The sequence below is a fragment of the Falsiroseomonas sp. E2-1-a4 genome, from assembly GCF_051433165.1.
Classification (GTDB): Bacteria; Pseudomonadota; Alphaproteobacteria; order Acetobacterales; family Acetobacteraceae; genus Falsiroseomonas.
In genome coordinates, this window is the sequence record NZ_JBHMFS010000001.1 from 159,196 (window position 1) to 183,685 (window position 24,490).

21 protein-coding genes are annotated in these 24,490 nt (G+C 70.5%); 12 read left to right on the forward strand and 9 right to left on the reverse strand.

The genetic code is table 11. The features are described from left to right. Positions 1–72 precede the first annotated feature (72 nt). Genes ACFHNC_RS00810 through ACFHNC_RS00825 form a run of 4 tightly spaced genes read left to right on the forward strand, consistent with a single transcriptional unit; the run spans position 73 to position 7,538 of the window. Complete coding sequence (locus ACFHNC_RS00810; RefSeq protein WP_437167298.1) at positions 73–4,800, forward strand: NAD-glutamate dehydrogenase; 4,728 nt, start codon at positions 73–75, stop codon at positions 4,798–4,800. Continuing rightward, on the forward strand, positions 4,797–5,324 hold the full coding sequence (locus ACFHNC_RS00815; RefSeq protein WP_437167299.1) for a mismatch-specific DNA-glycosylase: 528 nt from the start codon (positions 4,797–4,799) through the stop codon (positions 5,322–5,324). The genes ACFHNC_RS00810 and ACFHNC_RS00815 overlap by 4 nt, the downstream gene beginning before the upstream one ends. 10 nt (positions 5,325–5,334) lie before the next feature. Then, entirely contained in the window at positions 5,335–6,579 is a 1,245-nt protein-coding gene (locus tag ACFHNC_RS00820; RefSeq protein WP_437167300.1) for an MFS transporter, read from the forward strand. Further along, positions 6,576–7,538, forward strand: a complete 963-nt coding sequence (locus ACFHNC_RS00825) for an MBL fold metallo-hydrolase (protein ID WP_437167301.1) — start codon at positions 6,576–6,578, stop codon at positions 7,536–7,538. The genes ACFHNC_RS00820 and ACFHNC_RS00825 overlap by 4 nt, the downstream gene beginning before the upstream one ends. Here the strand turns inward: ACFHNC_RS00825 and ACFHNC_RS00830 are convergent. Next, entirely contained in the window at positions 7,523–8,221 is a 699-nt protein-coding gene (locus ACFHNC_RS00830; RefSeq protein WP_437167302.1) for a CBS domain-containing protein, read from the reverse strand. The two genes, ACFHNC_RS00825 and ACFHNC_RS00830, sit on opposite strands and share 16 nt — an antisense overlap. Before the next feature lie 188 nt (positions 8,222–8,409). On the opposite strand from ACFHNC_RS00830, the gene ACFHNC_RS00835 reads away from it, so the two are divergent. The 4 genes from ACFHNC_RS00835 (at position 8,410) to ACFHNC_RS00850 (ending at position 12,475) form a co-directional block, all read left to right on the forward strand. Continuing rightward, entirely contained in the window at positions 8,410–9,387 is a 978-nt protein-coding gene (locus ACFHNC_RS00835) for a TAXI family TRAP transporter solute-binding subunit (protein WP_437167303.1), read from the forward strand. A gap of 117 nt (positions 9,388–9,504) precedes the next feature. Then, positions 9,505–11,517 (forward strand): TRAP transporter permease, encoded by a 2,013-nt coding sequence (locus ACFHNC_RS00840; RefSeq protein WP_437167304.1) that lies wholly within the window; start codon positions 9,505–9,507, stop codon positions 11,515–11,517. Then, a complete protein-coding gene (locus ACFHNC_RS00845) occupies positions 11,514–12,152 on the forward strand; it encodes a YjbF family lipoprotein (RefSeq protein ID WP_437167305.1) in 639 nt (212 codons plus the stop codon). The genes ACFHNC_RS00840 and ACFHNC_RS00845 overlap by 4 nt, the downstream gene beginning before the upstream one ends. Next, complete coding sequence (locus ACFHNC_RS00850) at positions 12,149–12,475, forward strand: hypothetical protein (RefSeq protein ID WP_437167306.1); 327 nt, start codon at positions 12,149–12,151, stop codon at positions 12,473–12,475. The genes ACFHNC_RS00845 and ACFHNC_RS00850 overlap by 4 nt, the downstream gene beginning before the upstream one ends. Before the next feature lies 1 nt (position 12,476). On the opposite strand, the gene ACFHNC_RS00855 is transcribed toward ACFHNC_RS00850, so the two are convergent. From ACFHNC_RS00855 to ACFHNC_RS00870, 4 genes are read right to left on the reverse strand one after another with little or no spacing between them, the layout of a single operon-like run. Next, positions 12,477–13,529, reverse strand: a complete 1,053-nt coding sequence (locus tag ACFHNC_RS00855) for an undecaprenyl/decaprenyl-phosphate alpha-N-acetylglucosaminyl 1-phosphate transferase (RefSeq protein WP_437167307.1) — start codon at positions 13,527–13,529, stop codon at positions 12,477–12,479. A 4-nt stretch (positions 13,530–13,533) separates the two neighbouring features. Continuing rightward, on the reverse strand, positions 13,534–14,283 hold the full coding sequence (locus tag ACFHNC_RS00860) for an FkbM family methyltransferase (protein ID WP_437167308.1): 750 nt from the start codon (positions 14,281–14,283) through the stop codon (positions 13,534–13,536). Further along, positions 14,280–15,164, reverse strand: coding sequence for a VOC family protein (locus tag ACFHNC_RS00865; RefSeq protein ID WP_437167309.1), 885 nt, complete (start codon positions 15,162–15,164; stop codon positions 14,280–14,282). Before ACFHNC_RS00865 ends, ACFHNC_RS00860 begins: the two co-directional genes overlap by 4 nt. Next, on the reverse strand, positions 15,161–15,820 hold the full coding sequence (locus ACFHNC_RS00870; protein ID WP_437167310.1) for a glutathione S-transferase family protein: 660 nt from the start codon (positions 15,818–15,820) through the stop codon (positions 15,161–15,163). The genes ACFHNC_RS00865 and ACFHNC_RS00870 overlap by 4 nt, the downstream gene beginning before the upstream one ends. Before the next feature lie 122 nt (positions 15,821–15,942). On the opposite strand from ACFHNC_RS00870, the gene ACFHNC_RS00875 reads away from it, so the two are divergent. Then, complete coding sequence (locus tag ACFHNC_RS00875; protein ID WP_437167311.1) at positions 15,943–17,880, forward strand: polysaccharide biosynthesis protein; 1,938 nt, start codon at positions 15,943–15,945, stop codon at positions 17,878–17,880. Positions 17,881–17,892: 12 nt separating this feature from the next. Here the strand turns inward: ACFHNC_RS00875 and ACFHNC_RS00880 are convergent, their stop codons facing one another. After that, positions 17,893–18,093 carry a hypothetical protein gene (locus ACFHNC_RS00880; protein WP_437167312.1) on the reverse strand — a complete coding sequence of 67 codons (201 nt, stop codon included), beginning with the start codon at positions 18,091–18,093 and terminating at the stop codon, positions 17,893–17,895. After that, positions 18,053–18,655, reverse strand: a complete 603-nt coding sequence (locus tag ACFHNC_RS00885) for a hypothetical protein (RefSeq protein WP_437167313.1) — start codon at positions 18,653–18,655, stop codon at positions 18,053–18,055. Before ACFHNC_RS00885 ends, ACFHNC_RS00880 begins: the two co-directional genes overlap by 41 nt. A 139-nt stretch (positions 18,656–18,794) precedes the next feature. Between ACFHNC_RS00885 and rph the strand changes: the two genes are divergently transcribed. Further along, positions 18,795–19,547 carry a ribonuclease PH gene (gene rph / locus ACFHNC_RS00890; RefSeq protein ID WP_437167314.1) on the forward strand — a complete coding sequence of 251 codons (753 nt, stop codon included), beginning with the start codon at positions 18,795–18,797 and terminating at the stop codon, positions 19,545–19,547. Next, positions 19,544–20,161 carry a non-canonical purine NTP pyrophosphatase gene (locus ACFHNC_RS00895; RefSeq protein ID WP_437167315.1) on the forward strand — a complete coding sequence of 206 codons (618 nt, stop codon included), beginning with the start codon at positions 19,544–19,546 and terminating at the stop codon, positions 20,159–20,161. The genes rph and ACFHNC_RS00895 overlap by 4 nt, the downstream gene beginning before the upstream one ends. Here ACFHNC_RS00895 and ACFHNC_RS00900 read toward each other — a convergent pair whose 3' ends face one another. After that, the gene (locus tag ACFHNC_RS00900; protein WP_437167316.1) at positions 20,162–20,731 is read right to left on the reverse strand and encodes an HD domain-containing protein; all 570 of its coding nucleotides are present in this window, start codon (positions 20,729–20,731) and stop codon (positions 20,162–20,164) included. A 124-nt stretch (positions 20,732–20,855) separates the two neighbouring features. Here ACFHNC_RS00900 and ACFHNC_RS00905 point away from each other — a divergent pair, with 124 nt between their 5' ends. Next, on the forward strand, positions 20,856–22,937 hold the full coding sequence (locus tag ACFHNC_RS00905; RefSeq protein ID WP_437167317.1) for a pentapeptide repeat-containing protein: 2,082 nt from the start codon (positions 20,856–20,858) through the stop codon (positions 22,935–22,937). Here ACFHNC_RS00905 and rho read toward each other — a convergent pair. After that, positions 22,934–24,208, reverse strand: a complete 1,275-nt coding sequence (gene rho, locus ACFHNC_RS00910) for a transcription termination factor Rho (RefSeq protein ID WP_437167318.1) — start codon at positions 24,206–24,208, stop codon at positions 22,934–22,936. The genes ACFHNC_RS00905 and rho overlap by 4 nt on opposite strands. Positions 24,209–24,490 lie beyond the last annotated feature (282 nt).

Genomic DNA, 24,490 nt, shown 5'->3' on the forward strand with positions numbered 1-24,490 from the left:
GGGCTTTGCCGCCCTGCGCGGGTTGCGGCGGGCCAGCCAAAGGGCCAGTTTCGGGGCAGGAGGAGCCAGCCCATGACCGATCTGCCAATCGCCCCGAAGCCACATGCCGGGGCGGAGGACGGCGTCCGGCCGCAGGTGCTGGCGGCCGCCAATGCCGCGCTCGCCCGCCTCGCCCCCGCCTTGCCCCCGGCCGCCGCGGAGCTGCTGCACCGCCTGCATGCCGCCGTGCCCACCGCCGAGTTGGCCGCCACCCCGCCCGAGGCGCTGGCCGAGGCCGCCGCCAGCCTGTTCGCCTTCGCCGCCGAGCGCCGGCCGCGGGAGACCCGGCTGCGCGTGCTGCCGCCCGGCCCCGGCCGCGGCGCCGTGGCGGTGGCGGAGATCGTGACGGACGACATGCCCTTCCTGGTGGACAGCGCGCTGGCCGCGCTGACCGTCTCCGGCCGCGTGGTGCGCCAGTTGCTGCATCCTGTGATTCCGGTGAAGCGCGACGCCGAAGGCCGGCTGCTGGCGATAGGCGATGGCGCGCCTTCGCGCGCGGGGGTGGATGGCGCGTCCATGCGCGAGAGCATGATGCGGATTTCGCTCGCCGCCGGCGCCACGCTGACGCTGGCCGGCACCGGGCCGGCCGATTGGCCGGCGGTGGAAGCCGCGCTGCGGCGGGCGATGGGCGATGTGCGCCTCGCGGTTGGTGATTTCTCCGCCATGCTGGCCCGCCTCACGGCGGCGGAGCGCGAGGTAGCGAGCGAGGGCGGCGCCGCCGGCGATTTCCTGCGCTGGATGGGCGAGGATAATTTCGTGCTGCTGGGCCATCGCCGGCTGACGGTGGATGAAGCCGGCCGGCTCGCGGTGGCGGCCGAGGAAAACCTCGGCATGCTGCGCGACGAGTCGATGCCGGTGTTCGACGCGCTGCGCGACCTGGCCGCGGTGCCGGAAGCAGTGCGTGCCACCTTCGGGCGGATGGAAGCCGTGGTGGTCGCCAAGGCCAATATGCGCGCCACCGTCCACCGCCCGCAGCACGCCGATGTGGTGATGACGCGCATCCGCGACGAAGCCGGGCGCATCACCGGGCTGCGCCTGTTCCTCGGCCTGTTCGCGGCCGATGCCTACAACCGCAACCCGCGCGCCATTCCGCTGCTGCGGGAGAAGGTGCTGCGGGTTCTCGCCATGGCCGGGCTGGACCCGGAAAGCCATGATGGCCGCGCGCTGCGCAACATCCTCGATACCTGGCCGCGGGATGAGCTGTTCCAGGCGCCGGAGGATGCGATCCTGGCCGGCGCAAGGCGCGCGCTGGACCTCGCCATCCGCCCGCGCGCCGCGCTGGCACTGCGCCGTGATCCCTTCGAGCGTTTCGTCGCCGCCATCGCCTGGCTGCCGCGCGACACCTTCGACACCACGCTCCGCCAGCGCGTCGGGAATCTGCTGGCGGAGGCGTTCAACGGCCGGCTTTCCGCCTGGTACACGCTGATGGGCGATGCGCCGCTGGCGCGCGTGCACTACGTGATCGGCACCCGCCCCGGCGCCGTGCCGGATGTGGATGATGTGGCGCTGGAAGCCGCGGTGGCGCAGGTCGCGCGCGGCTTCTCCGAACGGCTGGAGGAAGCGCTGGCCGAGGAGTTCGGCGCGGCGGCGGCGAAAAGCCTCGGCCGCTGGCGGCATGCGTTTCCGCGCGCCTACCAGGACCAGGAAACCGCGTCCCAGGCCGTGGCGGATCTCGACCTCGCGGAGCTGGCGCTGGACCAGGGCCGCCCGCGCGCGACGCTGACGCGCATGCCCGGCTGCGGCCCGCGCCGGCTGACGCTGCGCCTGGCCAGCCCGGGCCGTCCGCTCGCCTTGGCCGATGCGCTGCCGCTGTTCGAAAGCCTCGACCTGCGCGCCATCGAGGAACAGCCCTATCGCCTGACGCCGCATGAGGCGCCGGAGGTGGTGCTGCATGTGTTCCAGCTCGAAGCCGGCGCCGATGTGGCGGAGGAGAATTTTCCCGAGATCCTCGGCGCGCTCTCCGCCCTGCTGGATGGCGCGACGGAAGCCGATGGCTTCAACCGGCTGGTCCTGCGGGCGGGCCTGTCCTGGAAGCAATCCTGGCTGCTGCGGGTGATGTATCGCTGGCTGAAGCAGGTGGGCTTCCCCTTCGCGCAGGCCAGCGTGGAGGATGCGCTGACGGCGAACCCAAAGGCCGCGCGCCTGCTGATCGACCTGTTCGAGACCCGCTTCGACCCGGCGCGCGGCGATCGGGACGAGGCGCCGCTGCTGGCGCGCTGGACCACGCTGCTGGATGGCATCGCCAGCCCGGATGAGGACCGCATTCTGGCCCGCCTGCGGCTGCTGCTGGATGCGATCCTGCGCACCAACTTCTATCAATCGAAACCCTACCTCGCCATCAAGGTGGATTCGGCGATGGCGGGCGACATGCCGCTGCCGCGCCCGTGGCGCGAGATCTTCGTGCATTCGCCACGGATGGAAGGCTGCCACCTGCGCGCCGGCCCGGTGGCGCGCGGCGGCATTCGCTGGTCCGATCGGCGCGAGGATTTCCGGACCGAAGTGTTGGGGCTGATGAAGGCGCAGCGCCTCAAGAACGTCGTCATCGTGCCGACCGGCGCCAAGGGCGGCTTCGTGCTGAAGCATCCGCCGCCCGCCTCGGACCGTGAGGCTTTCCAGGCCGAGGGTGTCGCCGCCTACAAGACGCTGGTGCGCGCCATGCTCGACCTGACCGACAATTTCGACGAATCGGGCGGCGTGGTCACGGCGGAAGGAATCGTGCGGCGGGATGGCGACGATGCCTATATCGTCGCGGCGGCCGACAAGGGCACCGCGACCTTCAGCGACATCGCCAATGGGCTGTCCGCCGAATACGGCTTCTGGCTGGGCGATGCCTTCGCCAGTGGCGGCTCTGCCGGCTACGACCACAAGGGCATGGGCATCACGGCGCGCGGCGCCTGGGTGATGATCGACCGGCATTTCGCCGAGCTGCGCGGCCAGGGTGTGCAGGAAGCGCCCTTCACCTGCGCTGGCGTCGGCGACATGTCGGGCGACGTGTTCGGCAATGGTCTGCTGATTTCGCGAAAGACGAAGCTGGTCGCGGCCTTCGACCATCGGCACATCTTCCTCGACCCGCAACCGGATGCGGAAGCCGCCTATGACGAGCGCGCGCGGCTGTTCGCGCTGCCGCGTTCCTCCTGGGCGGATTACGATGCGCGTCTGCTTTCCGCCGGTGGCGCCATCCTGCCGCGCAATGCCAAGACGCTGCCGCTTTCGCCCGAGGCACAGGCGCTGCTCGGCATCGCGGAGGATCGTGCGGAGCCAGCGGAGATCATGCGCGCCATTCTGAAGCTGGATGTGGACCTGCTGTATTTCGGCGGCATCGGCACCTATGTGAAATCCAGCACCGAGAGCCAGGCGGAAGCGGGCGACCGTGCCAATGATGCGATCCGCGTCGATGGCGCCGCGCTGCGCTGCAAGGTGCTCGGCGAGGGCGCCAATCTCGGCATCACCCAGGCGGGACGCATCGAGGCGGCCCAACATGGCGTGCGGCTGAACACCGATGCGCTGGACAATTCCGCGGGTGTCAGCACCTCCGACCATGAGGTGAACATCAAGATCCTGCTGACAGCGGCGGAACGCGAGGGTGCGCTGACGCGGCGCCAGCGCGACGTGCTGCTGGGCGAGATGACGGAGGAGGTCGGCCGCCTGGTGCTGGCCGACAACCACGCGCAATCCATCGCCATCAGCCTGGAGACGCGCAGCGCGGCGGAGGATCTGGCCGCCCATGCCGCGCTGATGACACGGCTGGAGGCGGAGGGCGTGCTGGACCGCTCGGTGGCCGGGCTGCCGGACGCCAGTGTGCTGCGCGCCCGGACGGCGGAGGGGCAGGGGCTGACCCGGCCCGAACTCGCCTCCCTGATGCCGCCTGCGAAATTGTGGCTGACGGAGGCGATCGATAGCAGCGACCTGCCGGACGAGCCCGCCCTCGCGCCCCTGCTGCGTGGCTATTTCCCTCAGCCGCTGCAGGACCGGTTCGGGGACCTGATCCCGCGCCACCGGCTGAAGCGCGAACTGGTGGCCACCGCGCTGGCCAACCTCGTGGCCAACCACCTGGGCACCGCGGCCCTTGGCCGGCTGGCGGGCGCGAATACGCCGGGGGCGGAGGTGGCGCGTGCCGCCTGGCTCGCCAGCGCGCTGTTCGGGCTGGAGGCGGCGGCGGCGGCGGCCGATGCCGCGAAGGTGCCACCGGCCCTGCGGCTGGAGGTGCAGGCGGCGCTGCGCCGGCTGCTGGAAGTGGCGACGCGCAAGGTGATGCTGGAGCACGGCGCGGCGCCGCTGGATGCGACGCTGGACGCGCTGGCGCCGGGCGTCGCCGCCCTGGTCGCGGCGGAAGAAGCGGCACCGGGGGAGGAAGCCACGCGGCTGGTGGAGGCCGGGCTGCCGGCGGATCTCGCCGCGCTGGCCGGTGGCGGCGCAAGGCTCGCCGCCGCGCCCTCCGTCGTGCGGCTGGCGCAGGACAGCGGCGCGGACCCCGCCAAGGCCGCACAGGCCTGGCGCGCGGTGGGCGAGGCCTTCTGCCTGGACGCGCTGCGGGAGGCCGCGGAGGCCGCGCGTGTCACCAGCGCCTTCGCGGCGCGGGCGCAGGCGGAGGCGCTGGCCGACCTCGCCGCGGTGCAGGCGCGGCTGGCCCGCGCGCGGCTGGCCGGCGATGGCGACCCGGCACGGGCGGCGGAAGCCACGCAACTGGCGCGGGAGGCGGCGCGGGCCGGCGACCTGGTGGCGATCGGCGTGGCGACGCGGGCGATTTCCGCCCTCGCATGAGCCGCGACGTGCTGCCGGACCTGCTGCCGCAGGGGCTGCGGCTGGTGTTCTGCGGCATGGCGGCGGGGCCGGAATCCGCGCGGCGTGGCGCCTATTACGCCGCGCCGGGCAACCGCTTCTGGCGCATGCTGCATGAGGCCGGCTTCACCCCGCGCCGCCTGCGGCCGGAGGATTTTTTCCAGTTGACCGGCCTCGGCATCGGGCTGACGGACCTCGCCAAGACGCAATCGGGCGTGGATCGGCTGGTGCGGGTGACGCAGGCGGATCGGGACCGGCTGCTGGGCGCCATCCGCGCCGCGCAGCCGCAGGCGCTGGCCTTCACCAGCGGGCGCACGGCGGTGCTGGCGCTGGGGCTGAAGACGGTGGCCTTCGGGCCACTGGATGATGCGCTGCGGCCGGCGGGATTCCCGCCCATTTTCGTGCTGCCCAGCACCTCTGGTTCCAACAACGGGAACTGGGATAGGAACGGCTATGACAGATACTGGATGGACACGGCCATGACGCTCGGCTTCCGGAACGCATGACACGCCCGACATGACACGCAAAGCCTGGGCCTGGGCGCTGTATGATTGGGCGAATAGCAGCTTCCCGACTGTCATCTCCACCTTCGTCATCGCCGCCTATTTCACCAGCGGCATCGCCGCGGACCAGGTGACGGGGCAGGCGCAATGGGGCTGGATGCAATCGGCCGCGGGCCTCGCCGTGGCGCTGCTGTCGCCGGTGCTGGGCGCGGTGGCGGATGCGGGGGGAAGGCGACGGCTGATGCTCGGCATCTTCACGCTGCTGACGGCCATTTCCACCGGCATGATCTGGTTCGCCCAGCCCAGCCCGGATTGGGCGCTGTATGCGCTGGTCTGCGTGGGCCTCGCCACGGTGTGCTTCGAGATCGGCACGGTGTTCTACAATTCGATGCTGCCCGGCGTGGCGCCGCCGGGGCGGCTCGGGCGCGTCTCCGGCCTGGGCTGGGGGCTGGGCTATGCGGGCGGGCTGGCCTGCCTCGCGATCTCGCTCGTGCTGCTGATCCAGCCAAACCCGGCGCTGTTCGGGCTGGATCGCGAGGCGGCGGAGCATGTGCGGGCCACGGCGCTGCTGGTGGCCTTCTGGCTGCTGGCCTTCGGCTGGCCGGTGCTGGTGGCGCTGCCGGACCCCGCCGGGCCGCGGCCATCCTGGGCGGAAGCGGCCTCCCGCGGGCTGGGTGAGATCGCGGCGCTGATCCGCACCTTGCCGCGCAATCCGGACCTCGCGCGCTTCCTGCTGGCGCGGCTGTTCTACACGGATGGGCTGAACACGCTGTTCGCCTTCGGCGCGATCTACGCAGCGGGCGTCTTCGGCATGGGTCTCGACCGCATCCTGATCTTCGGCATCGCCATGAATGTCACGGCCGGGCTGGGTGCTGCCGGCTTCGCCATGATCGAGGACCGCGTCGGATCGCGCCGCATGGTGCTGGGCGCATTGATGGCACTGGTGGTGCTCGGCGCCGGCCTGCTGCTGGCACAGACAGAAATGTGGTTCTGGATCCTGGCGCTGTCGCTCGGCCTGTTCTTCGGTCCGGCCCAGGCGGCCAGCCGCAGCTTCATGGCCCGCCTGGCACCGCCGGATGAGGTCTCGGCGCATTTCGGGCTGTTCGCGCTGTCCGGCCGCATCACCGGGTTTCTCGGCCCCGCGGCGCTGGCCGCGGTCACCACCGCCACCGGCAGCCAGCGCCTGGGCATGGCGACCGTGCTGGTGTTCCTGGTGATCGGCGCCGCCATCCTCGTCACGGTCAAGGAGCGTCGGTGAGCGATTTCGCCTCGCGTCGCGTGAAGGGGCGCTTCGTCAATCTGCACAGCGACGTGGATCACGGCCCGCGCGATGTGTGGCGATGGTATCGGCAGCGCCAGGTGGCGCCGTGGCCAAGCTGGGTGCAGGACCCGCCGCAACCGCCGCCGCCACGCCTGCCCGCCGGCCAGATCGGTGCCACCTTTATCGGCCATGCGAGCTGGCTGGTGCAGATCGGCGGCGTGGCAGTGCTGATCGACCCCGTCTGGTCGCCCCGCGCCAGCCCGCTGCCCTTCGCCGGGCCGAAGCGGGTGCGGGCGCCGGGGCAGAAGCTGGAGGTGCTGCCACGCGTCGATCTGCTGCTGGTCAGCCACAACCACTACGACCATTGCGATCTGGCCACACTCAAGCGCGTGCAGGCGCGCTGGGCGCCGCCCTCGGTGACGTCGCTCGGCACGGGGCGCTTGTTGGCGAAGGCCGGCCTGGACACGCCGCGCGAATGCGATTGGTGGGACAGCGCGGAGGTCGCGGGCCTGCGCGTCACCCATGTGCCGGCGCAGCATTTCTCCGCCCGCACACTCTTCGACCGCAACCGCGCGCTATGGGGCGGCTTCATCATCCAGGCGCCGGATGGCGCGACGGTGTATTTCGCCGGCGATTCCGGCTGGTGCCCGCATTTCACGGAAATCAGCCGGCGCTTTCCCCGCATCGACCTCGCGCTGATGCCGGTCGGCGCCTATGCGCCGCGCTGGTTCATGCAGACGCAGCACATGAACCCGGATGAGGCGGTGCAGGCGCATATCGCCTGTGGCGCGCAGACCAGCCTGGCGATGCATTTCGGCACCTTCTTCCGCCTGACCGATGAGCCGATCGACCAGCCCGCCGCGCTGTTGGAGGCAGCCAAGGCCCGGCACGGCGTGGCACCGGATGCCTTCCGCGTGCCGGGCTTCGGGCAGACGCTGGTCTACCCCGCGGCGTAGAGGTAGGCCGGCATCGGCGTGGTCCTGTCCTCCACGGACTTCACACCGGGCACATTCTCCGCCAGCACGCGCAGCGCCCGCTGCACTTCGGTGCTGCGGCTGAAGCCGTTGATCTCGACCACGCCGTCCTTCACATCGACCAGGGTGTAGAAGGTGTCCGCCCAGGGCTGCTTGCGGATGGCCGCGATCACCGCGGTGCGGATGCGATCATCGGACAGGTCCATCGGCTGCTGCGTCGGCGCCACCAGCGCGCGCAGCAGATCGGCGCGGGAGACGAGGCCGAGCAGCCTTCCATCCTGCACCACCAGCACGCGGCGGATGTTGCGGTCCTCCATCATGTGCGCGACTTCGGCGGCCGGGGTGGTGGGCTCCACGCTGGCGATGTCGGTGCTCATCACATCGGCCGCGGTGGCGCCATGGGTGCGGGCGTAGCGCGCCGCATCCCTCTCGGCGCTGGCGAACAGGCTGCCGAGCCAGGAGGTCGGGTGGTCGGCCTCCCCAGCCAGGCGGCGGATGAGGTCAGCTTCGGTGACAATGCCGAGCAGCTTGCCGCTGCCATCCAGCACCGGCACCGCAGAGATCCCCCGGTCCGCCAGCAGGCGGGCGATGGAGAGGACGGGCGTGGCGGGCGGCACCGTCACCACCTCGGTGGTCATCAGGTCACGGGCGGACAGGCGGGGCATGGCGTGGCTCCTGTGCTTCCATCGGCTGCCGCTGGCGCCGTTCACTGGCGGCTTCTGGTGTACCGATGAGAGGAAGGTTAAGCCGGCCCGCCTGCCGCCACCTTGATGCAGGTCAAATCTGCGCTCTTTCCCATCGGGCGAGGCACCTGTATTCCTGACCGCACAATAAACTAAGGGAGCCTGGAAAGATGACATTCAACATCGGCCGTCGTGCGTTGGCGGCCAGCGCCGCGGCCCTTGCGCTGCCTGGCCTGGCCCGCGCGCAGCCCGCCACGCAGATCGCCATCGCCACCGGCACCACGGGGGGCGTATACTATCCGCTCGGCGGTGCGCTGGCGAACTACATGTCGCGCAGCATTCCCGGCATGTCGGCCACGGTGGAGGTCACTGGCGGCTCCGTCGCCAACCTCCAGCTTCTGGGCGCCAACCGCGTCGGCATGGTGATCAGCCAGGTCGATGCCGCGGTGGACGCGGTGCGTGGCAATGACCGCTTCCGCGGCCGCCCGGTGCCGGTACGCGCCATCGCGGTGCTCTACACCAACCGCATGCAGGTGGTGACCGTGGCCTCCACCGGCATTACCAAGATGGCGGATCTGAAGGGCAAGCGTATCTCCACCGGCGCGCCCGGCTCCGCCACCGAAGTGATGGCGCTGCGGCTGATCGAGGGTGCGGGCCTGCACCGAGACGACGATTTCCGCGCGCGGGAGCGTCTGTCCCCGGCCGAAAGCACCAACGCCATCAAGGATGGCAAGCTGGATGCATATTTCTTCGTCTCCGGCTTCCCGACCAGCGCGATCACGGATCTCGGCGCCTCCCCGGGCGTGCAGCTCGTGCTGATCGACCACCATGAGTTCATCCCCGGGATCGTCGAGAAATACGGCCCGGTCTATTTCCCGGAGGAGATCCCGGCCGGCTCCTATCCAGGCCAGACCACACCCAACAAGCAGATGTCGGTCGCCAACATCGTCGGCGTACGCGAGGACATGGCGGCCGATCTGGTCGGCAAGATCCTCGAGGTGATGTGGGGCAACCGGCAGGATTGGGCGCAGGTCCATTCCGCTGCGCGCGACTTCAAGCTGGAAGGCCAGAAGACGGCCGCCGCGGGCGTGCCGTGGCATCCGGCGGCCGAGACCTTCTGGAAGGGCAAGGGCGCGACGCTGGCCTGAAGGCGCAGCCCGCCTCATTCCGCAGCACGGGGGCGGCCTTCGCGCGCCGCCCCCGCTTTTTTCATGGCCTGATCTTGAGGCGCCTGCCCCCGTGGCAGGGTTGCCGGAGCTGACATCGTGAGCACCCATTCGCCCCTGCCGCCAGAGATCGCGCCCGGCAGCCTCGACGAAGCCACCGCCTCCCGCCTCGAGACCCTGATCGAGGAGGAGGAGGGCGCACAAAATCGCTTCACGGGCATACTGGGCCTTGGTGCCGTGGCCATCGCGCTGGCGATGAGCCTGTTTCACCTGTGGGCGGCGTGGGACATCGTGCCGACGACGACGCTGCGCTTCGTCCATGTCGGCTTCGCGCTCGCCATCGGCTTCACCCTGTTCCCCATCTCGCGTCGTTTCCGGCACCGGCTGATGCCATGGGACTGGGCGCTGGCGGCGGCCGGCATCTACGTGATCTGGTACCTGATCAGCGGCGGCGACGACCTGCAGGACCGCGCCATCTTCCCCGAGCCGATGGACATCGTGGTGGGCTGGATGCTGGTGGCGATGGTGCTGGAAGTGGCGCGCCGCGCCACCGGACCGGTCATGCCCGTCGTCGCCATCTGTTTCCTGCTGTATGGCTTCTTTGGCGACTGGCTGCCCGCGCCGTGGCAGCACCAGGGCTATGATTCGGAGCGGATGATCCCGCATCTGGCGATCGGCCTCGATGGCATCTTCGGCACAGCCGTCGATGTCTCGGCCACGCTGATCATCCTGTTCACCATGTATGGCGCCATTCTCCAGGCCAGCGGCGCGGGCAAGTTCTTCGTCGATTTCTCCTTCGCCGCAACCGGCGGCAAGGCGGCGAGCGCCGGGCGCACCGTGGTGCTGTCATCGTTCCTGCTGGGCGGTCCCTCGGGCTCCGGCGTCGCCACCACCGTCACGCTTGGCACCGTCGCCTGGCCGATGATGAAGAAGGTGGGCTACCGGCCGGATGATGCGGGCGGGTTGCTGGCCGCCGGCGGGCTGGGCGCCATCATCTCACCCCCCGTGCTGGGCGCGGCCGCCTTCCTGATCGCCGAGTATCTCAACATCGGCTATCTCGAAGTCATCAAGATGGCGATCATACCGACCATCCTCTACTACGCCTCGCTGCTGTTCATGGTGGAGTTGGACCAGCGGCGCCTGGCTGCCAGCGGCAATGCGGTGCCGGATGATGCCCTGCAGGTCGAGCCGATCCCGGTGATGCTGCGGAAATACGGTTTCCACTTCTCCTCCCTCATCGCGATCATCGTCTTCATGGTGATGGGCTACTCGCCGACCATGTCGGTGCTCTACGCCATGGGTGTCGCGGTGCTGCTGTCCTTCGTGCGGCCGGAACAGGCGCTGTGGCCGCGCAAGCTGATCGGCGCGCTGGCGGCCGGTGCGGTGCAATCCGTCGGCATCGCGGCCACCTGCGCCAGCGCCGGCATCATCGTCGGCGTCATCACGCTGACGGGCCTCGGGCTGAAATTCTCGGATATCGCGATCCAGGCGGCCGGCGGGTCGCTGGTGATCACGGCCATCTATACCGCGCTGATCGTCTGGGTGGTCGGCCTCGCCGTGCCGGTGACGGCCAGCTACATCATCTGTGCGGTGGTGGCCGCGCCGGCGCTCATCAAGCTCGGCGTGCCGGACTACGCGGCGCATATGTTCGTCTTCTATTACGCGGTGCTGAGCGAGGTCTCCCCGCCCACCGCGCTGTCCCCCTTCGCCGCCGCCGCGATCACCGGCGCGGGGCCGTACCGCACCACCTTCCAGGCCTGGAAATACACCCTGCCCGCCTTCGTCATGCCCTTCGTCTTCGTGACGGACCCGCAGGGCGTGGCGCTGTTGCTGCAATTCCGCGGCGACATGGGCTGGGGCGACGTGGCCTGGCAGTTCATGCTGGCCGTGATCGGCCTCGGCACGCTGGCGATCGCTTGCCAGGGCTTCTTCCGCTACGCCCTGGCGGCGTGGGAGCGCTGGACGCTGGCCGTGGCCGGCGTGCTAATGATGTTCCCGGCGCTGCTGGAGGCGATGCTGCCCGGCCTGGTGCCCTATCCGCATCTGGTCGGCATGGCGCTGGCGGTGGGGCTGCTGTCCTTGCAATGGCGACCCTCCGCACGCACCGCATGAGGCGCCGCCGATCGCTGCTGCCGGTACTGGCCCTGCTGGGCCTGGCCGGCTGCGGGGATACGCCGGTCGGAGCTGTTCTGCGCGGGGCGCCCGGCGCGGTTCAGGCCACCGCACCGGTGGTGAGCGGGCCGGTGGTGAGCGGACCGGTGGTGAGCGGACCGGTGGTGAGCGGACCGGCGCTGCGCGTGACGGGCGCGCGGCGCCCCTTCCTGTTAACGCTGATGCAGGAAAGCGGGGAACGCCGGCTGTGGCGCGCGGAGGGCGGCGCGGCGCTGGCCACGGAAGGACCGCGCATCACCGCCATCGCCGGCCTCGGCCCGGGCCTGGCCGCCACACGGCTGGACCAGCCGGACCCGCTGGCGGATCCCCCCGCGCTGCTGGGGCGCAGCGCCACCACGCGGCGCAGCATCGACCTGCGCGGGGCGGAGGGTGAGGCCGCCGGGCTGCGCTTCGGCGTGGCGCTGTCCTGCCGCCTGACGGCGGTGGCGGAGGGCGCCTGGCTGGTGGTGACCGAATCCTGCACCGGCCCCGACATCGCCTTCGAGAACCGCTTCGAGGCGGAGGCCGCGACGGGCCAGGTGCGGCGCAGCCGGCAATGGGTGGGCGATGCGGTGCTGGTGGTGGAGGCATTGTGAGGCTGGCGCTGGCCCTGCTGCTGCCGGGCCTGTTGCTGCCAGTTGGCCCCGCCGCCGCGCAGGCATTCGCAACGCGTGACTGGAACGCCGAGAAATGTGCCCGCTACACCGCCCTGTGGCCCCAGGCGCTGGCGATGTTCGGGCGGGAGGGGCTGGGCGCCGAATTCCTCGACCGCCACGCTGCCTTCCTCGCCTCCGGCTGCCGCGCCCGTGTCGAGGTCTGCCCGCGCTCGGTGCAGGAATTGGCGCTGGCGGATGCGATGACCATCGCCGCGATGAATGCCGGCACCGCCAGCAGTTTCGTTCCGTTCCGGTGCAGCTGATTCAGCGCCAGCCAAGGCCGGCGTGGCGCATGCGCCGCACCACATAGGTAAGCCAGACAAGCTGCACCGCCAGCGCCGGCAGCACCACCAGCGGCTTGGCGGAGGGCGTCATGGCCAGGAAGGCCAGCGCCAGCACGCCATGAAAAATCGCAAAACCCCAATGGCTGGCCGCCACGGCGCGGGTCGGCATGCCGCTGCGTTGGGCCAGTTGATACAAATGAGTGCGGTGGCCCTCGGCCAGCCTTTCGCCCATCACCGCGCGGCGGGCCAAGGTGAAGCCGGAATCGAACAGCAGGCCGAACAGCAGCAGCGGCACGATCAGGAAGGACACCTGCTGGCCATCGAAGCGCGCCGCGGCGACGGCCAGGGTGGCAAACATGAAGCCGGCGAACTGGCTGCCGACATCGCCCATGAAGATGCGCGCCGGGTGCAGGTTGAAGGGCAGGAAGCCCGCGAAACCCGCCGCCAGGAACAATGCCGCGGCATAGACGAACCAGCCGCCTTGCAGGGCAGCCACCAGCGCCAGCCCCAACCCCGCCAGCAGCAGCGTGCCGCCGACCAGCCCGTCCAGCCCGTCCATGAAGTTCACCGCATTGGTGCAGCCGACGATCCAGACCAGCGTCAGCACCACGCCGACCACACCCAGATCCGTCACGCCGATCCAGGGCAAGGCGAGGCGGGAGACGACCAGCCCGCTGCCCACCACCACCAGCGCCGCACCACATTGCGCCGCCAGCCGCAGCCGGGCCGAGAGGTTCCACACATCATCGGCCAGCGCCACCGCCGCGATCGCCACCGCTGCCAGGATCACGCCGAGGAACTGCATATCCGCGATGCGGGCGAAGCGCGCGGTCAGGAACAGCACGAGCATGCCCGCGACGAAGGCCAGCACCACGCCCAGCCCACCGCCGCGCGGGGTCGGGTTGCTGTGGGCGCTGCGGGCGTTCGGATGGTCGAGGATCGGGAAGGCGATCATCAGCCGCACCACGGCGGCCGAGAGCAGGGCGAGCCCGGTGGCGTAGGCCAGATGCTCGATCAGGGCATGGAATTGCATTGGTTCAGGGGGTAAGCCGCGCGGGCTCCTGGCTGGCATAGACATCGCCGGAATTGGCGGCGTGGGGCAGCGCCGCAATCCAGTGCGTCATGGCTTCGGCGGATAGCGGCGCGGGATGGGTGAATGCCATGCCCTCGCCCAGGCAGGCGTTGAAGTGCCGGTAGCCGAGGGCCGAAAGCCGTTCCAGGCAAATTCGGGCAATATCCCGCTGGATGGTGGTGAATTCGAAGGACAGGCTGCGCGGGGCGCGGGACAGGCCGGAGAGTGCGACCGCCTCATAGCCCTCGACGTCGATCTTGAGGAAATCAGGCGCGCCGTGCTCGGCGGCGAGTGCGTCCAGCGTGGTGACGGGCAGGGTCAGCTCCGTGTCCCAGACCTGGCCCTCCCAGCCCTCCGCCCCGGCAGCCGCGGCGATGAAATCGGCCGACGCGCTGGCGACCGTGGGGTTTTGCGAGTTCACGCGCAGGGTGGCGGTGCCGGGCTCCGCGCCGACCAGGGTGGAGACCAGGGTGAAGCCGGGGGTGCGGCCGTGCAGCAGGCGGATCAGGCGGGCCAGGCGCGGCTGCGGCTCCACCGCCAAGGCGCGGGCGCCGAGGCGGAGGAAGCTGGCGCTGCGATCGCCGACATGGCTGCCGACATCGAAGCCCAGCTCGCCGGGGCCGAGGAAGCGGGCGTGGAAGGCATCCAGCGCGGCGGCGCAGCCCGGGCCGTAATAGGTGCGGAGCGAGTGGCAGATGGCGGCGGTGGTGGTCACGCGAAAATCACCGCGGTGCCGCCGGCCTGTTCGGGTGGCACCATGACGCCATCCGGTGCTTCCCGCGTCGGCAGGCCGGCCAGTACAGCGCGGGCGGCTTGGCCCTGGTCTCTGGTGCGGATCACCAGGCCGGCGATGAAGGGCAGCGTCGGCGCGGTGACGCTGGGCAGCACCTGGCCGAGCGCGGCTTCCGGCAGGATGCGGAGATGCGTCGGCAGGGCCGGCGAGAACGGCCCCGCCCCGCCGGCGGCGCCCGGCAGGGTCAGCACGAAGCCGGCCAAGGGGTCCGGCCGCGCCGGCTGACCGGTGAGCTGCGACAGGCGCGCGGTGGTGGCGGCCGGGTCGGCGACGGCCAGGATGGCGGTCTCCAGTGAGACCGCGCCGTTGCGATGCGCCATCCAGCGGCGGTCCCAGACCAGCTCGGGCGTCAAATGCTGGATCAGCTGCATGCGGCCCTCCGGCGCATCCGGGAAGGGCAGCCGGGCGAAGCGGGCGATCGGGCCGCCTTCCTCCACCGGGCGCTGCAGCCAGGACACGCCGGGGATGGGCAGGCCGCCGCGGCGCAGGCGTTCGAGGTTGCCCTCCGCATCCTGGATGCCGAAGGCCAGGATATGCGCGCCGGTGTAGCGGGCCAGGAAGCCGTCCAGCCCGTTCGCGAACAGGTTTGGGTCCACGAGGCCGAGCAGCTCGACATAGCCGTGTTCCAGGAAGGCGCAGCGATTGCCGGTGCCATAGGCCTCCACCGGGCCGTCCGGGGTGCGCTTGCCGGATTGGCGGGCGAAGGGGGACAGGGCGAAGCCCATGCGCTCCCAGGCCGCGGTCAGCGCCGGCAGGTTGGCGGTGCAGAGGCCGGCATGGTCGAGGGTGGTGGCGACGCTCACAGGGCGGGGCTTTCGTATTTCGGCAGCAGCCAGTCCGCGGGCTCGGCGGCGGCTTCGCGGTACCAGCGATCGACCAGCGGGTGGGCGCGGACGGCGTCGCAATAGGCTTGGCTGAGTGGCGTGATGTCCGGCTTCCAGGTCAGGAAGCGGGCGACGACGGGGGCGTACATGGCGTCCACCAGGCCGAAATCGCTGCCCATCAGGAAGGGGCCGCCGTAGAGGCCGAGCGCCTCGGCCCAGATCGCCTCGATCCGGGCGATGTCGGCCAGGCTGTCCGGGTTGCGGCCGTGGCCGGCGAAGTCGCGGCCGAGATTCATCGGCATGGCCATCCGCAGGCCCCGGAAGCCGGCGTGCATTTCGGAGGCGATGGAGCGGGCATGGGCGCGGGCGGTGCGGTCGCGCGGCCAGAGGTTCGCCTTGAATTCCGCGCAGTATTCCGCGATCGCCAGGCTTTCCCAGACCCGGGCGCCGCGATGTTCGAGGTAGGGCACCAGGGCGTTGGGGGAGACGGCCTTGATCGCCTGGGTGCCACCGCCGCCGGCGAGGGGAATCATCACCTCCTCCACGTCGAGCTGCGCCAGATGCACCATCAGCCAGCCGCGCAGACTCCAGGAGGAGTAGCGCTTGGTTCCGATCACCAGCCTGCCTTCGGCCATATCCTGTGTGCCCCTCTGCCGCCGGCCTTCTGCCGTGGCCGCAAATTGGCACGAAGGCGGGGCGGCGTCGAACGCCACCGTTGCGCCTTCCGGGGAGGCGCCCGCAGGGCTATGGAGGCGGGATGGCGGCATCGGCGCGGGATCGAATTCTCCTCAATCTGGGGCTGGACGCGCTGGTGGCGGCACTCGCCCTGCCGGCGGCGGTGTGGCTCGCCGTGCCGGGAAGCTGGCCGCCGGGGCTGTGGTGGCTCGGCGCGGTGCCGGGGGCGGTGGCGGGACTGCTGCTGGCCGGGCTGCCGCTGCGGCTGCCGCAACAATATTGGCGCTTCGCCTCCCTGCCCGAATTGCTGGCGAGTTCAGGCGCGGCGGTGGGTGGCGCGGTGCTGTTCTGGATGGGGCTGTACCTGATCGACGCCTGGCACCCGCAGAACATCGGGTTTCCGGTGATCCACGCGCTGGTGCTGGCGGCGCTGCTGGCCGCGCCGCGGATTGCCGCACGGTTGCAGCATGCCGGCCGCGCCGGGCCGCTGAGCGAGACGCCGGCGCAGCCGGCCCTGCTGGTGGGGGCGGGGGAAGGGGCGGATCTCTTCATCCGCGCGCTCGCCCAGGAACGCAGCCCGGCCTACCGGGTGGTGGGGATTTTGTCGCAGCGGGCGCGGCAGCTCGGCCGGCGCATCCATGGGCTGCCGATCCTGGGCACGGCGGATGATGCGGCGACCGTGCTGGATGCGCTGCGGGAGGATGGGCGGCTGCCGGCGCAGATCATCCTGGCGACGCCCGATCTGCAGGGCGCGGCGCTGCAACGGCTGCTGGATGCGGCGGACCGGCACGGCGTGCCGGTGAAGCGCGCGCCGCGCGTGACGGCGCTCGGCCCGGCCAGCCGCCGGCCGGGGGAACGGGCGGAGCCGGAACAGCGCGTGCGGCTGCGTCCGGTGGAGATCGAAGACCTGCTGGACCGCCCGCAGGTGCCGCTGGACCGGGAGGGGATGGCCCGGCTGGTGCAGGGCAAGCGCGTGCTGGTGACGGGGGCGGGCGGGACCATCGGCGGGGAGCTGGCGCGGCAGGTGGCGGCGCTGGGGCCGGCGAGCCTGACGCTGCTCGATCACGGCGAATACGTGCTTTACGAAATCGACCTGGAACTGCGGGAGCGGCACCCGGATGTGCCGCGCCGGGCCGTGCTGGCCGATGTGCGGGATGCGGAGCGGATCGGGCGGTTGTTCGGCGAGATCAGGCCGGAGCTGGTGTTCCACGCGGCGGCGCTGAAGCATGTGCCGATGGTCGAGAATGACCCGATGGAGGGACTGCTGACCAATGCCGCCGGCACCCGGGTGGTGGCGGATGCGGCTCGGGCGGCGGGGTGTTCGCTGATGGTGTTCATCTCGACCGACAAGGCGGTGAATCCGACCAGCGTGATGGGGGCGTCGAAGCGGCTGGCGGAAATGTACTGCCAGGCGCTGGACCGGACGGCGCGGGCGACAGGGACGGGCATGCGGCTGGTGACGGTGCGGTTCGGCAATGTGCTGGGCTCCACCGGGTCCGTGGTGCCGCTGTTCCGCCGGCAGCTGGAACGCGGCGGGCCGCTGACCGTGACCCACCCGGATATGCGCCGCTACTTCATGACCGTACGCGAGGCGGTGGGGCTGGTGCTGCAGGCGAGCGTGGTGGGCGCCACCGACCGCGCCGATCAGCCGAAGGAGCTGCGCGAGGGCGGCATCTTCGTGCTGGACATGGGCGAGCCGGTGAAGATCGTGGACCTCGCGCGGCGCATGATCCGCCTGGCGGGGCTGCGGCCGGAGGAGGATGTGGAAATCCGCTTCACGGGGCTGCGGCCGGGCGAGAAGCTGTTCGAGGAACTGTTCCACGGGCAGGAGCCGCCGCAGCCGACGAATTTTGCGGGGCTGCTGGTGGCGGTGCCGCGGACGAATGATGCGGTGGTGATGGGCCAGGCGATCGACGAGATCGCGGCGCTGGCCGGGGCGGGGGATGGCAAGGCCGCGCTGGCTCGGCTGGGGGCGCTGGTGCCGGAGTTTGCGCATGAGGATGGGACGGGCGGGGGTTAGGCCCCGCGCGGTTCAGAAATGGGCGCGGGGTGGCGTGCGGCCGGCGGCCTTGGCGCGCTGCTCGATGCGGCGCAGGAGTTCGCGCTTCTCGGGCGTGCGGTTGGCGCCCTGGTTGCGAAGCGCCTCGGTGGAGGCCGGCGTATCGGTCAGGCCGAGCTCGGCCTTGCGCGCCTCAATCCTCGTCTGCAACTCGGCCAGCGTGAGCTTGACCATGGGGCGGCTCCTCGTCCGGCGTGAGAAGCGCGAAATCGCCGCCTTCCTCCGCCACGCGCTTCTGGAGATAGGCGAGGTCCAGGCTGGGTGCGAGTCGAAACAGCGCGCGGGCCTGGAGCAGGCGGGAGGGGTCGGTTGGTGGGGCCAGGGCGGCCTGGGCCAGGCGGTCCGCGATCAGGTCCTCAAAGGCCGGGAGTGCGATGGCGGCGCCATCGGGCGTGATCGCCAGCAGCAGGATGCGACCCGGGTCGCTGGCGCCGTCGAACAGCCGACCGGAAACGTGCTGGAAGCCGTATTCGGGGTGGCTTGGGTGGTAGTAGCCGACCAGCAGATGGCCGTGCCGATCTTCTCGGCGAAAGCCGCAACCGCGTAACGCGGCATCGAGCGCCGCGTCGTCGGCAGCGACAAGGTCGAAGTCGCCCGACATGAAGGCGCCGGCGGTGTAGATGGCCGTGGCTGCGCCGCCGACGAGGACCGCAACATGTCCCGTTGCACGTCGATAGGCCTCGCAGGCTTCGGCCAGCGTCGCCAGCGTCTCGATATAGGATTTCGGCAGCGCCACCGTTGATGTCCCTTGATTGGCACGAACCTAACATTCCGCGCTGCGCACCGGCCGCCCCATGTGGCGGAGTCCCGAAAAAAGGAGGGGGCGCGGGGGAGTTCACTCCCCCGTCTTGCTGCCGCGTGTTACGCACCGCCCCATGATCGATTTCCCTGCCGGCTTCAAAGCCCCCTTCGTCCGTCCTTCCGGCCGCGTGGCCGATGTGATGCGGGACGTCACCTTCACCCCCGGGGCCTCGCGCCATGCAGAGGGGTCTTGCCTCATCCGGTTCGGGCTGACGGAGGTGCTGTGCACGGCCAGCATCGAAAGTCGCGTGCCGCCCTTCCTGCGCAATACGGGCCAGGGCTGGGTGACGGCGGAGTACGGCATGCTGCCGCGCGCCACGCATACGCGGAGTGACCGCGAGGCGGCGAAGGGCAAGCAGTCCGGCCGGACGCAGGAGATCCAGCGGCTGATCGGGCGGTCCTTGCGCGCCGTGACGGATTTGAAGGCGATGGGGGAGATGTCCATCACCCTCGATTGCGATGTGCTGACGGCGGATGGCGGCACGCGTTGTGCGGCGATCACCGGCGCGTGGGTGGCGCTGCACCTGGCCTTCCAGCATTGCATCAAGGCCAACATCCTGAAGGCGGTTCCGCTGCGGGATCATGTGGCGGCGATTTCCTGCGGCATCTGGCAGAACACGCCGGTGCTCGATCTCGACTATGCCGAGGACAGCAAGGCGGAGACGGACGGCAATTTCGTGATGACCGGCTCGGGCGGCGTGGTGGAGGTGCAGGCCACCGCCGAGGGCGCGCCGTTCAGCGAGGATGAGCTGCTGAAGCTGATGGCGCTGGCCCGCGCCGGCACGGGCAAGTTGTTCGAGATGCAGAAGGTGGCGATCCGCGGATGATTTTGCGGCGGCGGCTGACGGAGACCCGGATCGTGCTGGCCTCGCACAATGCGGGGAAGGTGCGGGAGAACGCGGCGTTGCTGGCGCCGCATGGCATTACGATCGTCAGCGCCAAGGAGCTCGGCCTGCCGGAGCCGGCGGAGACGGAGGACAGCTTCCTCGGCAATGCCAGCATCAAGGCGCTGGCGGCGGCGCGGGCTTCCGGGATGGTGGCGCTGGCGGATGACAGCGGGTTTTCCGTGACGGCGCTGGATGGTGCGCCGGGTGTGCGGACCGCGGATTGGGCGGAGACGCCGGCCGGGCGCGACTACGGCATGGCCATGGGCAAGGTCGAGAAACTGGCGCGGCATGCGGCGGATCGGCGGGCCTGGTTCTCCTGCGCGCTGGTGCTCGCCTGGCCGGATGGGCATACGGAAGGCTTCCTGGGGGAGGCGCATGGCGCCTGGGTCTGGCCGCCGCGCGGGGCCAACGGCTTTGGGTATGACCCGATGTTCGTGCCAAATGGCGGGGTAGAAACGTTTGGCGAAATGACGGCGGAGGCGAAGCACGCCATCAGCCACCGGGCCGCCGCCTTCCGGCTGCTGGCGGAGGCCTGCCTGCCGCCGCCCGGCTGATCAGGCGTCCTTTGCAAGACCTGCGATGGCATCGCGATAGGTCGCGTCGAACAGCGCATCCAGCCCTGCATTCGCGCCCTTCAGCCCGGCCGCGACACGCCCGGCCCAGCCGACATACTCGACCCGCCGGGCATGGTCCCAGCCGGAAGGCGGGCTGGCGGTGATGGCGCGGAGGTTGGAGATCTTGTCCGCCAGCTTCAGCATCTTGGCCGCCGGCGTGCAGCCGCGCGCATGGCGCACCTGCTGGGCCTTGCGGGCTTCCTTGGGCAGGGATTTGTCGTCCGTCGCTTCCGCCACCAGCCCCGCGACCTCGGCGCCGAACTCGGCCACCAGGCGGTCATGGGTGATGGGGTCGGGGTCTTCGTCGCTGTCCTCCACCGTGTCGTGCAGTAGGGCGGCGAGGACCGCATCCTCCGGCGCGCCATGCTCCGCCAGGATCTGCGCCACTTCGAGGACGTGGTTCACATAGGGCTCGGCGGCGGCGCCCTTGCGGCGGTGGCCGGCATGGACGCGGGCGGCGAAGACGGCGGCGCGCATCAGGCGGGCGGACGGGGAGGTTCCGGTTTCCATGGCGTCCTTCGGTGGGGCGGTGCCCGACGGGGCGTCTCTATCATCGCGCCGCGCTGATTGCAGTAGCGGGCGGGCGCCCCGCGCGGCATGGTTTCGCTGTTTCGGTGCCGCGATGGATGGGGACATGCCCAACGACAATCCCGACCCGCAGCGCCTGCCGCCCGGCCTGCCGCACATCAGGGAAGGGCTGGACGAGGCGGCGCTGGAGGTGGCGCTGCTCGCCGCGGAGGCTGCGGCGGCGCAGGGCCGACTCGACCCGGAGGCCGAGCTGAAGGCGCTCGGCGACGCGGCCAATGAGGCGGCGAAGCGCGAGGCGGCGCAGTGGTTCTTCTTCGTCACGGTGATGCTCACCCTGGCGGCGCTGATCGGCTCCACCACCCACCGCATGATGCTGCTTCAGGAACCCGTCAGGGTGCCGCTGCTGTCGGTGGAGCTGCCGCTGCTGGGCTTCTACTGGGCGGCGCCGGCCATCTTCGTGGTGCTGCATTTCTACCTGCTGGCCCAGGTGCAGCTGATGGCCGGCAAGGTGCGCGCCTTCCTTGACGCGGCGGAAGCGAGCGGCGATGTGGCCGCGCTGCGCGGCCGTGCCTGGCGCCTCGATCCCTTCTCGGTGGCGCAGGCGCTGGCGGCGCAGCGGCTCGATCAGCGCGCCCTGGCGGTGCGGCTGATGGTCTGGGGAAGCCTGGCGGTGGCGCCGCTGGCGCTGCTGGTCTTCGCGCTGCTGCGCTTCCTGCCCTATCACGACCAGCCCCTGGCGCTGTGGCACTGCGCGCTGATCATCCTGGACGCCGCGCTCATCGTGCTGCTCTGGCCGATGCGGGCGACGGACGCGCCGGCGGCGGCTATCCCAGCGAGGTTTACCCGGGAGTGGTGGGCCGCGGTGACGGCGGAACCCTGGATTCGCTGCTGGCCGGCATCCCGCCGCGCGCACCTCCGGCCCCGCGGCGCGGCGCGTCTCGCCAGCGTGGCCGCAATCGGTGCGACCGGGCTGGTCGTCTGGCTGCAGCCGATGGTTCCGCTGCGGCTGCAGGGCGAGGTGCTAATCGGCAGCGCCGATCTCCAGGCGCTGCGGGCTGATGAGGCGAAAGCGCTCGCGACGATCAGGCGGACCATCGTGCTGGCCGGCCGCGACCTCCGCGGCGCTGACCTGACTTCGGTCGATCTTCGTCGCGCAGACCTGGGCGGGGCGCAGCTGCAGGGAGCCACGCTCCTCCAGGCGCAGCTGCAGGGCGTCTCGTTCGGCGGGGCGCAGCTGCAGGGCGCTGTGCTGGGCTTGGCGCAGCTGCAGGGCGCCTCGTTCCACAGGACGCAGCTGGAGGGCGCCTCGCTCGCTGGGGCGGAGCTGCAGGGCGCCTGGCTCGAAGAGGCGCAGCTGACGGGCGCCTCGCTGGGCATGGCGCAGCTGCAGGGCGCCTCGCTCGGTGGGGCGCAGCTGCAGGGCGCCTCGCTCGACTGGGCGCAGCTTCAGGGCGCCTGGCTCGACGGGGCACAGCTGCAGGGCGCTTGGCTCGACGGGGCACAGCTGCAGGGCGCCTCGCTCGACGGGGCCCAACTGCAGGGCGCGTGGCTCGGCGGGGCGCAGCTGCAGGGCGCCTCGCTCGACGGGGCCCAGCTGCAGGGGGCTTGGCTCGGCGGGGCGCAGCTACAGGGCGCCTCGCTCGACGGGGCCCAGCTCGAAGCGGCCTCGCTCGACGCATCGCGGATATGGCGACTGCGCGCCGCCGGCGCCGAGATAGCGCAGACTTCTCTGCTGGAGCTCGATGAGCGCGCCCGGCCGCCATGTTGCGAGGCCCTTGAGAACGACCGTGAGGAATGCGCGCGGGATCGTAGCTGGCCGGATCGGACCCGGTCCTGGGTTGCCGTCATTCCGTCCGGACTCTACCGAACCGAGGCGGAAGGGCGGCTTCAGGTGCTGGTGGATGCTGGGGAGCCGGAGGGCGTAATCACCGCCTCTGCCTGGCGCGCGCGGACTCCACCCGACTCGGCGCAGCTTGCCGATCGCCTTGGCTCCCTGGCCTGCGAAGCCGAATGGGCGCCCCATGTCGCCCGGGGAATCCTCCGGCAGCTCGGGGACCGCCGGGACAGCCTCGGCCCTGGTCGCGCCGAGCTCGCAGCGCGCATTGCCGGCCCCGATTGTGCCGGCGCCCGTGGCCTGAGTGACGACGAACGCGCGGACCTCGCACGCATCGCCGCCAGCCAAGATTAGGTGTTCATGGCGTCGAAGAAGTCCTGGTTGGTCTTGCTGTACTTCAGCTTGTCCAGCAGGAACTCCATCGAGTCCTGGGTGCCCATCGGGTTCAGGATGCGGCGCAGGACCCACATCTTGGACAGCGTCGCGCGATCCACCAGCAGTTCTTCCTTGCGGGTGCCCGACTTGGTGATGTCGATCGCCGGGAAGGTGCGCTTGTCGGAGAGCTTGCGGTCCAGGATCAGCTCGGAATTGCCCGTGCCCTTGAACTCCTCGAAGATCACCTCGTCCATGCGGCTGCCGGTGTCGATCAGCGCGGTGGCGATGATGGTGAGGCTGCCGCCTTCCTCGATGTTGCGCGCGGCGCCGAAGAAGCGCTTCGGGCGTTGCAGCGCATTGGCGTCCACGCCGCCTGTCAGCACCTTGCCGGATGACGGCACGACGGAGTTGTAGGCGCGGCCGAGGCGCGTGATGCTGTCCAGCAGGATCACCACATCCCGCTTGTGCTCGACCAGGCGCTTCGCCTTCTCCAGCACCATTTCCGTGACCTGCACGTGGCGCGTCGCCGGCTCGTCGAAGGTCGAGGCCACGACTTCGCCGCGCACGGTGCGGGCCATGTCGGTCACTTCCTCCGGCCGCTCATCGATCAGCAGCACGATGAGGAAGACATCGGGGTGGTTCGCGGTGATCGACTTGGCGATGTTCTGCAGCATCACCGTCTTGCCGGTGCGCGGCGGTGCCACGACCAGGGCGCGCTGGCCCATGCCGATCGGGGCCACCAGGTCGATGATGCGGTGGGTGTAGTCCTTGGTCGGGCCCTTGGCCTGGGCCTCGGCCTCCGCATTCTCCATCTTCAGGCGCCGCGTCGGGTACAGCGGCGTGAGGTTGTCGAAGTTGATGCGGTGCTTGAGCGCCTCGGGGGGCTCGAAATTGATGGTGTCGACCTTGAGCAGGGCGAAGTAGCGCTCGCCATCCTTCGGCGCGCGGATCTGGCCTTCCACCGTATCGCCGGTGCGCAGCCCGAAGCGCCGCACCTGGGCGGGGGAGACGTAGATGTCGTCGGGGCCGGGCAGGAAGTTGGCTTGCGGGCTGCGCAGGAAGCCGAAGCCATCCGGCAGGATTTCCAGCGTGCCGTCGCCGTAGATAGCCTGCTCATTCTCCGCCAGGGTCTTCAGGATCGCGAACATGATGTCCTGCTTGCGCAGCGACGACGCGTTCTCGATCTGCAGGGATTCTGCGAAGGCGAGGAGATCGGCCGGTGACTTGGCCTTGAGTTCGGAGAGATGCATGTGCGGACGCGTCCGTCGTGCGCGAGGAAGGGGAAACGGGCGGACCTGGAGTCTCGGTCTGGGCCTTGTCCAGCTTCGCCAAAGGCAAAGGCCGGATGCCGGGGGCCATTCCCGCGCCGCGATCCCGTTGCAGGGCAAGGTTGCGGCGACCAGGAGAGGTCTTGAGGAGAGGAGGGATCAGCGACGCCGCAGGACGCGACGCTTGGCCGATTGTCGGAACGACCCGGCAAACCTATGGGGCGCGGGACGAGCCGTCAATCGGGACATGGCGGGTTTTCAGGG

Coding starts and splice junctions, on each gene's coding strand:
- ACFHNC_RS00810 (WP_437167298.1), top strand. CDS start 73: ATGACCGATCTGCCAATCGCCCCGAAGCCACATGCCGGGGCGGAGGAC.
- ACFHNC_RS00815 (WP_437167299.1), top strand. CDS start 4,797: ATGAGCCGCGACGTGCTGCCGGACCTGCTGCCGCAGGGGCTGCGGCTG.
- ACFHNC_RS00820 (WP_437167300.1), top strand. CDS start 5,335: ATGACACGCAAAGCCTGGGCCTGGGCGCTGTATGATTGGGCGAATAGC.
- ACFHNC_RS00830 (WP_437167302.1), bottom strand. CDS start 8,221: ATGCCCCGCCTGTCCGCCCGTGACCTGATGACCACCGAGGTGGTGACG.
- ACFHNC_RS00835 (WP_437167303.1), top strand. CDS start 8,410: ATGACATTCAACATCGGCCGTCGTGCGTTGGCGGCCAGCGCCGCGGCC.
- ACFHNC_RS00845 (WP_437167305.1), top strand. CDS start 11,514: ATGAGGCGCCGCCGATCGCTGCTGCCGGTACTGGCCCTGCTGGGCCTG.
- ACFHNC_RS00855 (WP_437167307.1), bottom strand. CDS start 13,529: ATGCAATTCCATGCCCTGATCGAGCATCTGGCCTACGCCACCGGGCTC.
- ACFHNC_RS00870 (WP_437167310.1), bottom strand. CDS start 15,820: ATGGCCGAAGGCAGGCTGGTGATCGGAACCAAGCGCTACTCCTCCTGG.
- ACFHNC_RS00875 (WP_437167311.1), top strand. CDS start 15,943: ATGGCGGCATCGGCGCGGGATCGAATTCTCCTCAATCTGGGGCTGGAC.
- ACFHNC_RS00880 (WP_437167312.1), bottom strand. CDS start 18,093: ATGGTCAAGCTCACGCTGGCCGAGTTGCAGACGAGGATTGAGGCGCGC.
- rph (WP_437167314.1), top strand. CDS start 18,795: ATGATCGATTTCCCTGCCGGCTTCAAAGCCCCCTTCGTCCGTCCTTCC.
- ACFHNC_RS00895 (WP_437167315.1), top strand. CDS start 19,544: ATGATTTTGCGGCGGCGGCTGACGGAGACCCGGATCGTGCTGGCCTCG.
- ACFHNC_RS00900 (WP_437167316.1), bottom strand. CDS start 20,731: ATGGAAACCGGAACCTCCCCGTCCGCCCGCCTGATGCGCGCCGCCGTC.
- ACFHNC_RS00905 (WP_437167317.1), top strand. CDS start 20,856: ATGCCCAACGACAATCCCGACCCGCAGCGCCTGCCGCCCGGCCTGCCG.
- rho (WP_437167318.1), bottom strand. CDS start 24,208: ATGCATCTCTCCGAACTCAAGGCCAAGTCACCGGCCGATCTCCTCGCC.